The 14,051-nt window shown below is 66.8% G+C and carries 3 protein-coding genes; all 3 read right to left on the reverse strand.

Annotated elements, in window-relative coordinates; genetic code table 11:
* Positions 1–28: 28 nt before the first annotated feature.
* The 3 genes from DMC64_RS37080 to DMC64_RS37090 all read right to left on the reverse strand — a co-directional run bounded on the left by DMC64_RS37080 (position 29) and on the right by DMC64_RS37090 (position 13,845).
* Positions 29–1,435 carry an amino acid permease gene (locus DMC64_RS37080; RefSeq protein ID WP_125737311.1) on the reverse strand — a complete coding sequence of 469 codons (1,407 nt, stop codon included), beginning with the start codon at positions 1,433–1,435 and terminating at the stop codon, positions 29–31.
* Positions 1,436–1,903: 468 nt separating this feature from the next.
* The gene (locus tag DMC64_RS37085) at positions 1,904–3,154 is read right to left on the reverse strand and encodes an ROK family transcriptional regulator (RefSeq protein WP_125737312.1); all 1,251 of its coding nucleotides are present in this window, start codon (positions 3,152–3,154) and stop codon (positions 1,904–1,906) included.
* A 59-nt stretch (positions 3,155–3,213) separates the two neighbouring features.
* Positions 3,214–13,845, reverse strand: coding sequence for a hypothetical protein (locus tag DMC64_RS37090; RefSeq protein ID WP_125737313.1), 10,632 nt, complete (start codon positions 13,843–13,845; stop codon positions 3,214–3,216).
* Positions 13,846–14,051 lie beyond the last annotated feature (206 nt).

Consider the following 14,051-nt stretch of genomic DNA (forward strand, 5'->3'; position numbering starts at 1 on the left):
ATGCCCCGTCGGCATCCCGGCCTCACCGTCAGCGAGTGCGCACGCGATCCCTTCCGGCGACCACGCGATTGCGCGACACGAGCCGCCAGCCCACGGCAAGCACCACCACCAGCACCGGGATGGAGTAGAAGGCTATTTTCTCCGGCCCGGTCGAGAATCCCATCAACACCAATACCAGCCCCAGGAAGCCCAGTGTCAGCCATCCCGTGTACGGCGCGCCGGGCATGCGGTACGACGGTTGTTCGATCTCCCCTGCCAGTACGGCTTTACGCAAGCGCATCTGACAGATGAGCAGGGTGGCCCAGGTACTCACGACACCGATCGACGAAATGGCGACGGCGATGTCGAACGCTTCGCTGGGCACCAGGTAGTTCAGGCCCACCCCGAGCAGGTACGCCCCGGCGGTGAACAGGATGCCGCCGAACGGCACCTGGCGCTTGTTCATCCGCCCGACGAAGGAAGGGGCTTCGCCCTTGTCCGCCAGCGCCCGCAGGATGCGGCCCGTCGAATAAAGTCCCGAGTTGCAGCTCGACAACGCCGCGGTCAGCACCACCGCGTTCATCACGTCGCCGATACCCGGGATGCCGAGCAGGGTGAACACGGTCACGAACGGGCTCTCGCCGCCGCGGTACGCCGTCCACGGCAGCAGCATCGCGAGAAGGATCACCGAACCCACGTAGAAGATCGCGATACGCCAGACCACTCCGTTGATCGCTTTGGGCAGCACCTTCGCCGGATCCTTGGTCTCGCCGGCCGTGATACCGACGACCTCGATCGCAGCGTACGCGAAGACCACGGCCTGCAAGGTCATCAGCGTCATGCCGATCCCGCTCGGGAAGAAGCCGCCGTGCCCGGTCAGGTTGTGCACACCGGCCGTGCTGTCACCCACCTGCGCCGCCGAAAGCACCAAGCCCGCGCCCACCGCGAGGAAGACGACGATGGCGAGCACCTTGATGACCGAGAACCAGAATTCCAGCTCTCCGAACAGCCGCACTGACAACATGTTCACCCCGAGCAGCACGCCTAGGGCGATCAGCGCGGTGATCCACTGCGGCACGTCCGGCAACCACTTGTGGACGTAGATCGCCACCGCCGTGATCTCCGCGATACCGGTCATCGCCCAGTTCAGCCAGTACATCCACCCGGCGGCGAAACCCGCCCATGGCCCGATGAACCGCCGGGCATAGGTGACGAAGCTTCCCGAGGACGGGTTGTGCAGCACCAACTCACCGAGCGCCCGCATCACGAAATAGGCGGCGATCCCGCAAACGGCGTAGGACAAGATCAACGCCGGCCCGGCCTGGGCGAGCCGTCCGCCCGCGCCGAGGAACAACCCGACGCCGATAGCACCTCCGATCGCGATCATCTGCACATGGCGATTACCAAGGGATTTGGAATACTCTTCCTTGCCCTCTTCTTGCACAGCGGGATGCATCGAAATCCAATCTCATCGAAACTGGCAGGGACCTTCACGCAAAAGGCTTCCCGCGGCGACGCGAGCACGTTTTGCCTGTAGCCACGCGATATCGCCGGGTCCAAAACCGGACCGGGCGACTCTACTGAATTGCCGCAATCAATCGGGTCGGCCGACTGAACCGGGAGGGGAAACCCCCACCAATACCAGTATTCGATTATGCAGACGACCATTCCGATGCACGTGCAGAATCTCCCACGGGCGCCTCTGTATCCCAGAACACAGTGCGAACCCCTTCCGCACCGTTCAGCTTGTGTGTTAGTGAGGGGTAAGGCAAATGTGGTTTGCTCGGGCACTTGCTGGATGCCGGCTTCGGTGTCGCGAAAGCCACTTTCGGGACGCGTCGAGCCTGCCGAGCACCCCCGAGCGCCGGTCCAACCGACAGGACACCTTTGCCCTACCCCTCGAATACTGCTCGCGAGTGCGGCGTCACGTCGTCGTGCCCCTCAGGATCTCACCTCGTTTGATCAAGCCCAAGACCGGCAGCACGGCGGCGCCGGTGAGCGCAGCGTCGGCCCGGACCCGCCCGAGAAGGACAGAAGCAGGCGAGAGCACGTGTTCGCCTCCGTGCAGGAGCGCGGCGTCCCGGATCTCCGGCAGGAATCGGGCACCCAGCAGCTGGCCGGCCCAGCCCGCGATGATGAGCCGCGACGGCGCGAACAAGGAGATGAGATTTCCCACCGCGACTCCTACGTATCCGGCGGTCTCCCGCAGCAAGGATTCCTCACCCGCACCAAGCGACGCGGAGCCGACGAGAGTCCTCATCCGCTCGAAGTCGTTTCCTTCCGGCTGGAGTTCACCGCCTGCCGATTCCCGATAGCGGTCCAATACGCCACTCGCGCCGATGTACGCCTCGATGCACCCTCGCGCCCCGCAGCGGCACCGCCGTCCTCCGAAATCGATGGTCAAGTGGCCCCAACCGCGAATCCGCTCCGTGGTCCCGTCAGCCACAAGGGCCGCCTCGGCACCGAGGCCGATCTGCACCACGATGGCGCGGTCGACACCACGCGCGGCACCGAACCGGCTCTCTGCCAAAGCACGATTGTTGACCTCGCGCTCGATGAACACGGGCACGGCGAGTCCCAGCAGCCGCTCGAGCTTTCCTGACGACCAGGCAAGCGCCCGCGTTCCGTCTCCCGCCGAGGGCAAGCCGATACCGACGCCGATCAGAGCCGACTGCGAGACGCCTGCCGTGTTCAGTACCTCACGAATACCCGAAACGAGTTCGCGGGCCACTTCGTCGACGTCCGGCAAATCGGCTGGAAGCGCGCGCTCCACCACGGCGAACCGTCGGCACGACAGATCGAAAAGGCCTATCCGCGCCTTCCTGGCGGTGATCTCGATCCCCACGGTGAGGCCGAAAGCCGGGTTGATTTCGAAGAGCGTCCGAGGACGTCCACCGTTGGAGCTCACCGTGCCTGCCTGACGCAGCAGCCCGTTCTCGACGAGTTCGGCGACCAGGTGCGAGACAGAACTCGCGCTGATTCCGGTCGCCGCGCTCAAGGCTCTCCGGCTCAGCGGCCCGTCGAGGTACAAGGCGCTCAGCACGAAGGATTGCTTCCTGGTCCGAACTGCACCGGCGCTTTCGGCCAACATCGATGCCACTCCCCTCCTTTGAAGCACACGAACTCCGAAGGTCAGAGGACCATCACCTTTACGCGACGGCAACGAAAACGTCATTTCCAGACAGCACGGGTGCACCTTCGAACCACAGGGGACTTCTTCACCGTCTTCTCGGTTCAGGAAAATTTCGAATCGACGCCTGCCGGTATGTCGCCCTTCCTCGCCAGCGGCGCGAACACGCGCTCCATCTCTTCCAGTTCGCGAAGCGACGAAGGCGCTTCGCCGGCCGCATGCAATTCGGCCAGCCTCCGCTCGAATTTCGCCAGAGCGGTTCCTCCGAGTTCGACGTCCGGCAGGTTCACCGTCAGCACGGACCTCGGCGCACCCTTCGGAAAGGTGGTGTCCTCCAGGTGATGAACGGCTGTGACGTCGAGAAAGCGCCTGTCCACGGGCTCGAATCCGTAGAGCCGCCGCAGCCGGTCGCCCTCGGCGAGAAACTCGTGCTCCATCGCTTGCGCGGTCTCGGCGATCCTGCTTCCGGTTTCGTGTTCGTCCCTGCCGTACCCGTCGATCCACAGTCGCACCGGCGCCTTAAGCACTCCCTTCACTGACCGCCACACCAAGGCCCGGGCGAGCTTGACGCCGAATTCCCTTACCTCGGCCCAGTGATCGCCATCGGCCGCCTCGGGGACCGGCACCGGATCGATCCCAGCACGTACCAAGTCGGCCACCGGAAGAGGTGCCGTGTCCTCCATTCCCAGTCGCACGAAATGCCCGCCGTCCACGACGGCGGGCACGACTTCGAACGCGCGACCGGTCAACGCCGTCGGCGCGATCAGGGCCGACGGTCTGTGCGTTCCGGGAAACCGCGTCTCGTCCAGGATCTTGGCGAGACTGCCGGTTTCCGGGCGGCCTTCGGCGACAGCGCAGCTGAGCAGGACGACCTCGGCGGGTTTGGCGGTGTCGAAGGTCGCGTTGCCGTACAGCACCCTGGCCATCGTGTCCGGCTCGGACAGGGTGACCACATCGCCACGCCGGTGTGGATAGCCGGTCTTCATCGCCACCAGCAGTTCGTCACCGTCCACCGCGTGCAGATCGGTGTACCAGGGAGTGCCCGTCGCCGAAGGCGTCAAGAACGTCCGCCAGCTCGGCAACCCGTCCGTGCCGGTGATCTCGGAGAGATAGAACCGGGCGCTCGCCGGATGCTGATGAACAGCGGCCGAGTACTGCTTGACGATGTCGAAGTCCCGCGAGGGAAAGAACTGGCCTTGAGCACCCGAGTCGAGGTTCTCCGAGGTATAGCTGAATACGTTGTCCGTTCCGGGTTTCACCGGCTCCCACGCTTCGAACCGGCCGCTGCGGACCCCGAGTACGCCGTCGGCGTCGAGGGTCACTTGGCCCTCGGGCGTACTCGTCCACCGCGAGTAGCCACCCGAGGCGAGGCCTTCGTGAAAGGCTTTGAGGCCGGCGAGCGGATGCTCCAGGGAAACCGGCATGAGCCACCGTTCCTTCGCGGGGTCCGCGTAGCCATTCCCCTGGAAGCCGAGCAGCGTACGCAGATCCGGGTCGTCCCGGAGCACCCGGGAGACGTCCGCGTAACTCAAGACCGCGGGCGTGCCGGCGTTGATGTCCCGGATCGCACCGATTTCCTCGGCCGACCGCGCCCCCAGGAACACCGGAACCGGGCGGCCCGGCATCGCTTCGCGGTGTCCATCCTGCCCCTCGAAGAACCTGCTTTGGGCGGCGTCACTCCCGGCCAGCCATTCCCTGACCTCACGGAGGCGTTCGGCGTCACCTGGATATCGAACGAACAGAGCGGCGGGCCGGCCCGTCGCATCCGTGAGTACTTCCTTCTTGACCTCGCCGTGCCGCCAGTGCGAGACGCCGACGAGCTCCAGCGGTTCACCGGGAGCGGGCACCGGACCGGTGTGCGCGTAGACGTCGTTGGTGAAGTTCTCGGCAAGCAAGGCGTCGACGAGGTCGAAACCTTTACCCCCGTGGCTGTCCCATTCGGCGCCCGCATCGGAGAGCAGCATGACGCGCCGCCCCTCTCCGAGAAGTTCTCGCAGCCGCGAGTCCGGCTTCTCCAGCAACAGCCGGCCTGCTTCCGCTCCAGTCAGCTCGATCTCCTGCGGGTGTTCCGCCAGCCCGGCCCGGATATGCGCCGTGGCCGGCCCCGCCGCGAAAAGCACGATCGCGTCCGCTTGTTCGGGGGCCCGCGCCACGGCGAGCGCGGTCCGGACCAGTGCGTCGTCACCTGGCGCCCGGAGCCCGAACACCGTGCCGTTCTCATATGGCTGAAGATCTTCGATCGAGAAGTGGTCCGCCATGCGGAAATCGCCCGGGTCGGCGACCAAGACACCATGAGCCTCGATGAGGTCGAGCCGGCCCGTGAACCGATAGCTCTGCATCGGCCCGGTCAGCTCCGCCAGGAAGTGCGTGAACTGCTCCGCGAAGCGGGGTGGCGCCGGTCCGGAGCCGGTCACGGCCAAAACGGCGAGCCGTGGCCGCACCGCGCCGGACATCAAAGTCCGGAACTGCTCGTTCCCGGCGACCCGCCACGCCGCGTCCAACGGCGATCCGACGGCGTCGACCACGAGAAAACGGACAGGCGTACTACCGTCGGTCAGCGTTTCCGCCCACGGAGCGGGACTTTCGGCGTAGTCGGCCTCCCCATGCTCATTCCACACCGGCCTCGCGAGGAGGCGTTCAGCGAAATGGGAAGAGCTTCCCCAGCGGTCACGCAGTATTTGCGAAACCGCCGGATCCGTGCTCAGATCGAGCAGATTCGGCCGGGTTTCGGCATTGGCCAGAAGCCGGCCTTCGACGGGGATCGGTGGCGGGCCGGGAGCAGGATCCGCCGGAACGTGCGGGGCCAAGGCCGCGAACGCTCGCACCACCGCTTTCTCCTTGAGGCTCTTCAGCGCGGTAAGCCCGAAGTCCCCTTCGGGGAGCCGGACTTCGATCTCCGCCTTGGGGACGCCGACGTCGCCGCCATCGAACTCGACGGTGGTCACCAGCCTGCCGGTCGCGTCCGGTAGTTCGAACTCCCTTGCCAGCCGGCCCGCCTCGCTGTCGAACGCGGTCCGTGCCACATCCTGGAGAGCATCTGCCCACGCGCCGCCGTTCTCCGGTTTCGCGCCTCGGATCCGGATCTCGATGGTCGCGGGCTCCCCGCCGTTGGCCAGCCGCCAGGCGGTGGGGCGCGCGGCGAACTCGGCCGCCAGCCGGAGATCCGGGAACTCGCGCATCCCCTGCCGGAGCCTGATCGTCACCGAATCCACCCGCTCCGCCGCCAGATGCGCGAGCCGCACAGGAACCTGCCCGTGACGGTCCACCCGGACGAGGTGGCCATTGCTGGCGATGTGCGTACGACGACCGTTCCCGAAGTAGGCGACAGCCGTGGGAACGACGACAGCGCCCTCACCCCAATCGGCCTTGACGGCTTCGACGAGCTCTCTCGCGAGGGCGATCTCGCAAGCCATCAAACGGTAGGACTTCGAGGTATCAGGCCGCGCGGCCCGGTAGACGGCCGAGGCGAACAACGCGGCACTCGCCTGGCTGTTCCGGAGAAGGACCTGATCCCCGAGGATGCGGCGACGCCCTGTCGCCAGAGCCATGTGGACGCCGCCCTCGGAGCCGTGCACGACGGTGCGCCATCCCGGGTCACCCCCGGGGGCCAGATACCAGTCGCCGGTGACGATGGGATCGGGCCTGTTGGAAAAGTAGATACGACTGCGCACAGAGTCGGCCGAGGCGTCGAATCGCCATTGCGTTGTCAGATCCCAAGCGTTGGCTGGAAAGAATACGCCATAGGTGCCCGAGTCCGCGTTTCGCAAGGGGTAGCTGACCACCTGCGCGGGATCCGGTTCGACGGAGTCGGCCCGGTCGAACGCGACCTCGGTGATCGTGAGACCGCCGTCCGGGCGTAGTTCCACGGGCCCGCGTGGCGCGTACGTCTCGCGGAAGTAGCCTCCCTGCGCCAGCTCGCGCGCGAACCCAGCGAGATCGCGCACCGTCCCCTCCACGGCGAGCACAAGCGGCGCACGCTCTTCGTGAGGTGCCCCGCTGCCGTCACCGGTACGGCCGAGTGCGGCACGAAGAGCCTGACTGTCCCTGAGAGCAGGGCCGAGAGCGCCTTGTGCGGGGGCGCCGTCGGAGCGCTGGAGGCGGACCTCGTTCCCCGCCGCCGGCTTGACGAAGATCGGCACGGCGCTTCCGCGCCATGGCGGTTCGAACCGGGCGCCGTCGGGTCCGATCACCCTCAGGACTCCATGTGCCCCCGGTTGCCGGACCCATTCGCGTACCTCCGCCAGTTTCGCCTCGTCCCCCGCGTACCGGACGAAGACAGCCGCCGGGTTCCCTTCCGCATCGGGAAGCGATTCGATCCTGACTCGGTCCGCGAACATCCCCGACACCAGGTGGAATACCCGGTCGCCCGGTGAAGACAGGGTGGAAGTGGCGTAAACGGGATTGAACAGTCCTTCACGCGCGAGCGCCGAACTCACTTCGAAGGGAACGGAACCCGGCTTGGTACCGGCGTCTGTGAAGTCGCCGACGACGATGAGGGGGCGCTCCGGATCACCGGCCAATGCCTCCCTGGCCCCGGGCTGCTGGAGATACAGCCGTGCGGCCTCCCCTCCCCCGATGCGGAACTCGGTGTCGCCTCGCGCCCAGCCGACGCCGACCGTGCTGTCGTCCCCCGGCAACGACAGCACCGACGCCACCCGCCCGCCCGGCACCGCGCGTGCCCAGCCCGCGCCCACCTCCGCGGCGGCCTCCAGGGCCTCCGTGCCCTGTCTCGGTCCGCCGGTGCCCAGGAAAGCGAGGACAGCGCCGTCAGCCCCATGTCGCACATCTCCGAGCGCCGCCCCGAAACTCTCTCCGAACACCGCGTCACGGGGGAATTCGAGCAGCCCTCGGCGGCCGAACTCGAACGGGCCCTGGTAGTCGAAGGTGCGCACCGGGCCGATCTCGTTCTGGAGCGCACCGAGGAAGTCCTTGACGGAGACGGAATGCGGCTCGTTCGAGGTGTCACGCACGAGGACGACCAACGCCCGGCGCACCGGATCTTGCCGGAACCGGTGGAACGCCTCGTTGTCCAGAAGCGTGTGCACCGTGTCGGCAGCAGTGAGGGTATGGCCGTCTACCTGGAAACCCCCGTCTGCCGAGGTCAAGGTCAAATACAGCGGTCCGGGGTCCTGATAAGCGATCGTGTCGGCCCATGGAGACGTTTCGTGTTCGACACTGTCCGCCCGGCCGGACTTACGAGAGATGACCATTTCGGACTGAGCACCGGAACCCGCCCAACTCGCCTTGATGGCAGAGCCGTCGGCGGCGGCTGGGAGCATGGCGATCAAGGTCTCCTCCCCGAAGAAGTTCGCCATCGACACGATCGATTCCGGCGCGACGGCCGGTGGCGTCGGGAAAGCGGGCTGATGGGAATCGGTCCGGACGGTGACGGTCATCTCCACTTCGTCCGGCTCTTTGCCGACCATGGTGAATTCCGGGATCGATTCCCGAAGGGCCGGCATCGACTCCAGCGGTGCGGGCGGAGCGAACCGCACCGGGCTGAGAAGTCCTTCTTCGGCGCCGTTTCGCGCCGCACTCACACTTCGAGGTGCCGTTCCGGAGGGTGCTTCCGCTCCTCGGTCACCACGGGCGGCCGGATCCAAAGCCGAGAACGCCTCCTCGATCGAACTCAGCAGACCGGATCTGAGCGCCTCGGCACCGAAGCTGCCCTCGGCCAGGTGGAAGTCGACTTCAGCGACCGGCGGGTACAGTCCCGTGTCGTCGTGATCGAAGAAGATCTCCATCGACCGCGTGCTGACATCCGGCAGGCCGTACTCGGTGGCCAGCCGAACCGCCTCGGCGTCGGCTTCGTCCCGCATTTCCGCCGCGAGTTCTCTCGCCCACGCCGTGTCGACGGCTTCATCGGATCCGTACACGAGAATCTGGATTGTCGCCGGGTCGCCACCGTTGGCCAGACGCCAGGACGAAGCCCGCACCGCTCGAAGTACCAGGTGCCGCACCGCGATCGGCAGCCCCGCCGCGCCGTGCTCGATCATCTTCGACGGGATGCTCTCGGCCGCGAGGTCGGACAGCGGGACCGGTGAAGCCCGGGGTGCGTCGGCTCGGATGAGATGACCGTCGTCCATCACGTGGATACCGGCCCCGTTCCAGCCGTAGTAGGCCTTGGCGGTGGAGACGATCACCGGCCCCTTCCCCCACCTCGACTCGATCGCCCGGATCGTCGCCGGCGCTCCGGCGCCCTCGCACGCGAAAAGCACATGGGGTCGATCCGGATCTGGCTGCGCTGCCCGGTACACCGACGACCCGAAGAGCGCCGCGCCTGCCGCGTTTCCCTCGAGAACGACCTGATCGCCTAATTCATAGGGGCGCCCCGTGGGCAGCGCGGCAGCGATTCCGGCCTCGTTGCCGTGCGTGACGCTGCGCCAACCCGGTTTATCGGCCGGTATGAGATGGGCCTCACCCCCGAAATCCTCCGCTCCGGGTTTCTCGGAAAAGTAGATCCGGCTCAGCACGGACCCGGATCGTGCGTCGATCCGCCACTGGTTGACGAGGTCGGCAGCGGACCGGGGAAAGAAGGCGCCATGGATTCTCGAGTTCGTGTCGACCAACGGGTAACTGACCAGTCGTGTGGGATCGGGGGCGGCCGCGTCGACGTGATCGAAACCCGGCCGGGTGAGAATGGCTTGGCCTCCGGCGAATCTCACCGGCCCCTTCGCCGCGAAGATGTCCCGTGAATAGCCGCCCTCGGCCAGGGCTGATGCGAACTTCTCGAGTTCGGTGAACGCCCCTCTGAGTGGAATGAGCAAGGGTGTCAGAGAAGCGTCCTCGTTACGGCCCAGGGCTTCGCGTAGATGACGGCTGTCGCGAAGGCCCAGACCGAGATCTCCGGTAGCCCTGTTGTCGTCGGAGCGCAGGAAGTGGACCTGCCCGTTGCCTGCGGGCTTGAAGAGGACAGGGACGGCGTTCTGCCACGGGGCCTCGACGCGGCGCCCATCGGGTCCTCTGATCGTCCGGACGCCGGCCGTATCCGCCCTGGCGGCCCAGGCGCGCACCCGGGCCAGTTCCACACCGTCCCCTTCGTAGCGGACGAACACGGCGACCGGGTTTCCCGCCGGGCCGACGATCGATTCCGTTTTGATCCGGTCCGCGAACAGACCCGATACCAACCGGAAATCACCTGGTGTGTCGCGTGTCGTGGCGTACACCGGGTTGAACAGGCCTTCCCGCGCCAGCGCCTTACCCACGTCGAAGCGGACACTTCCCGGCCGGGCCTCACCGGTCCCGAAATCGCCCACGATCACGACGGCCATCTCCGGATCAGCCGTCAGCTTCGCCTTCACCCCTGGCTCGGCGAGGTACAACCGGACGATCTCCTCGCCGCCGACCGGATACTTGATCTCGTCCGACCGTCCGCCGAGACGCACGACCGCGTCGTCGCCTGAAAGAACCACCACGGCCGGCGCAGGGCCGGGCCGGGCCTCGAACCACGCCTCGGTGGCCGCCCGGCCCGCGGCCAGCACTTCGTCGGCCTCGGCTCGATCCGCCGTCTCCAGGAAGGCGAGGACCTCGTTCTCGGTCACGTGCCGGACGTCGTCCAGCCGCACGCCAAAGGTCTCCGTGAACACCGCGTCCGGAGGGAAAACGAAGGAACCGTGTTCCCAGAACTCGAAACGGCCCTGGTAGCCGATCGCGTGTACCGGGCCGATACGTTGATCGAGCACGCTGACGAATTCTCCGACGATGTCGTTCGATTCCGTACCCTCCGTCCAACCGAGCACGACGAGGGGCCGTCGTACCGGCTCTCGCAGGAACCGCTGAAATGCGTCGCTCTCGTGAAGCCGCCGTCCGGTTTCTCCGGGAGTGAGCGTTTCTTCGCCGATGAGGAAGCCGTTGCCGCGCGGCCACAGAGTAAGCACGAGCGGATGAGGCCGGCGATCCGAGACCATGCGCTCCCATGGGGCGAACTCGATCTGGCCCACGGGGTCGTCATCGGACGCGCGCAGGATGAACCGCGCGGAGTGCGCACTGGAGTTACGCCACATGTACGGCCCGGCGCGGTCCAAACCCTGCGGGACCAAGGCGATCAGGTTCTCTTCGCCATACAGATTCGGCACGACGACGGGATCCAGCCGCACCGGTTCGGCGAGCCCGGTCAGACCTTCCACGATGTCCCCTGCGACCGCCTTGCCTTTGCCGGCTCCATCCTGGGACACCAGTTCCGTGGGCAACAGGGACGCTGGTGCGGTGAGAGTCCTTTCCGCGACCCACTCACCGAACGTCGCCAGGCCCATCTCGGTCGGCGCGGCACCGGGATCCGCCATCAACACGTCGAGCTGATCGACGAGGAACACCGGGCGCTCACCCGAAAACCCGGCTCGGACCAAAGCCGATTCGTCGGCGCTGGACAACACCTGCCCGCCATCAGCCTCAATCCGCTCCCAGAACGCGTGCAGCGTCTGGTAATCCGGCAGCCGTCCGGCCAAGGGAACCCGGTGCGAGGGTTCGGTACCCGAGGACGAGTCCGCCGAGAAAGCGGCGACGGCGTCATCCTCGCGTGGCGCGCCGCCCAGGATCCGGTTCTCCCTCGGCCAGCCCACCGGGTCGACCAGGCTTCGCGCCCGTGCGTCGGCGGCTTCGCCTGTGTGGAGTTGACCCGGCCGGGTCAACTCGGCCGCGACCAGGTAGGTCGCGGCCTGATGACGCTCGCGGTGGGCCTGGTGTACCCGTGGCGGGTCCTGTTCGATGAACACCCGCGGCGGCTGGTGATACCGGTTCATGATCTCGCGCGCCTGGGCAAGCACGGCGTGATCCGGGTTCAGTTCGGCGAGTTCCGCGCGCGCCCTTTCGACGTCCTCCCGGTACGCCGGCAGCGGATTCCCCGGATCGGAGTAGACCTCCGGCCCATAGAGACCGGACGAGGCACGTTGCCCGTCCACCCGAACCTGGACGACCCCGACCTGCGCGTCGCCGGCAGGACGGACGATCGCCTCGATGGACACCCGCGCCAGCAAGTGCTCGGCCGGTACCGGCACCGCTTCTTCCGGGAACTCGTCCAGCCGTGACCTGACCCTCGATTCGACCAGAGCGTTCAGGCCGGCTGTACCGGTGGAGGACTCCGGCGCGACGAAGACCGCGGCCTGCACCCGCGGCAAGGCGCCTGTCCGGGCCTGTACCGCGGCGTCGACGAAGCCGTCGATCATGAGTTCAAGGGAAGTCTTTCCGGTTCCAGAGAGAATTCCGTCGTCCGTCAGCCGCGTTTCGAGCGTTACCCGGGCACGTCCCTCGTACCGCGCCGTCGTGGGCCGCGTCGCCTCCGAGGGCGTCACGGCTAGCGTCCCCTCTGCCGGCGTGCGTACCGCTTCGACCGGGGCGGACTGTGCCTCGGCGTGTTCCGGCCCCACCGACGACGTGTCGATGTTCCCTTCCTCGGGCCGTGATGCGTTGTGGCCCGCATCGACCGGTTCGGGGGTGAAGAGGGTGGCGGTGGCTGCTTGGTGGTCGGCTGCGATGGTGTCGGCATACGACGGTGGCGGCTCGGCGGGGATCTCCCCCGCAGCAGCGCTCCCGGCGGCCACACCGCCGGTCTTGACGTCGGTTTTGATGTCGGTGCCGGTAACGTCCGGGATGGTCGGCTGCGGCGCCTGCGGAAGGTGATCCAACGCGGCCATCAACGCATCCAACGACCCCGTGGACGTACTGCCCGAGGTGCCCCCGGAACGGCCACCACCGAACCCGGACAACGCCCCCAGCATCCCCAACCACGGACTCGCATGCGGCGACCCCGTCACCAAATTGATCAAAGGTGCGGTAATGAACACCACCGCGACCTGACCAGACCCATACCCCAGATGCCCCAGTGCCTCGACCACCCCCGGAAACACCCGCTTCGGTGCCTCCACCACCTTCCCCGCATCCCCAGCCGCAGCATCCGGAGCCTTCTCGCCCCCAGCCGCGACACCGGCATCCGGTGCCTTCTCCGCCCCAGCCGTCACCGCCACATCCGGTGCCTTCTCTGCCCCCGCCACCGCGACAACATCGGTCTTGCCCGCCACCCCCCGTGCCACCACCTCGCCGGCCTCCTTCACCGCCGCCGCCCGCGCCGCCTCCACCGCAAGCTTCTCCGCAGCCTCCTTCCCACCCTGCTGCGCCCCCCCCGCACCCACACCGCACCCGCATGAAAAACCCCCGCGAACGCACCCCCCAAAAAACCACCCACAAACGACCCCATCAGAGACTTCCCATCCAGCTCCGCCCGCTTCCCCGCCCCCACCTGACCCGCCTGAATCGACAAATCCCAACCACCCATGATCCCCGCACCCGCCGCACCGAACTTCACCGCCTGCCACCCCACAACCCCCAACCCCGCCCCAGCCTTCAACGCCAACTGCTTCGCCGACAACGCCGCCAACCGCCGCATACTCGCCACCAACCCATGCCACACCGCCATCAACGCCGCCCGCGCCGACAAAATCGCCGCCCCCGCCATAAACGAAAACACCAACGACGCCAGCAACGACACCACCGTCGCCAACGCCATCGCCGCCATCGCGACCATCATCACCTTCGCCTTCACCACATCCGCCGACGCCGTCTGCGCCATCCGCGCCAACCCCCGCGCCGACTCCTCCAACCCCTCCACCCCCGCCGGCATCTCCCGCCCCAAAAACGACCCGAAATACTCGCCCGTCTCCCCTGCCAACGCCGCATCCACCCCACCACCACCCGCAGCCAACGCCACCCGAAACTCCCCCAACGCCACCTCGAACTCGCCCCACGCCCGCTCCAACTCCGACAACGACACATCGTTGCCCTCAGGCCACGACATCCCCAACGTCACCAAAAAGAACTTCTGCAACTCAGGCGGCAACCGCACCGAACCACCAGACATCTCCCGTACTCACCCTCTGCCATGGCCGCCGGAAAACGAGCATCCAGAAGTTGTCCTGATACCAAGGAATCGGCGTTGTTCTCGACCCGAAAG

The sequence above is a fragment of the Amycolatopsis sp. WAC 04197 genome (assembly GCF_003947475.1).
Classification (GTDB): domain Bacteria; phylum Actinomycetota; class Actinomycetes; order Mycobacteriales; family Pseudonocardiaceae; genus Amycolatopsis; species Amycolatopsis japonica.

Bases quoted from the DNA above. Each gene is read 5' to 3' on its own strand.
- DMC64_RS37080 (WP_125737311.1), bottom strand. From the start codon at position 1,435: ATGCATCCCGCTGTGCAAGAAGAGGGCAAGGAAGAGTATTCCAAATCC.
- DMC64_RS37085 (WP_125737312.1), bottom strand. From the start codon at position 3,154: ATGACGTTTTCGTTGCCGTCGCGTAAAGGTGATGGTCCTCTGACCTTC.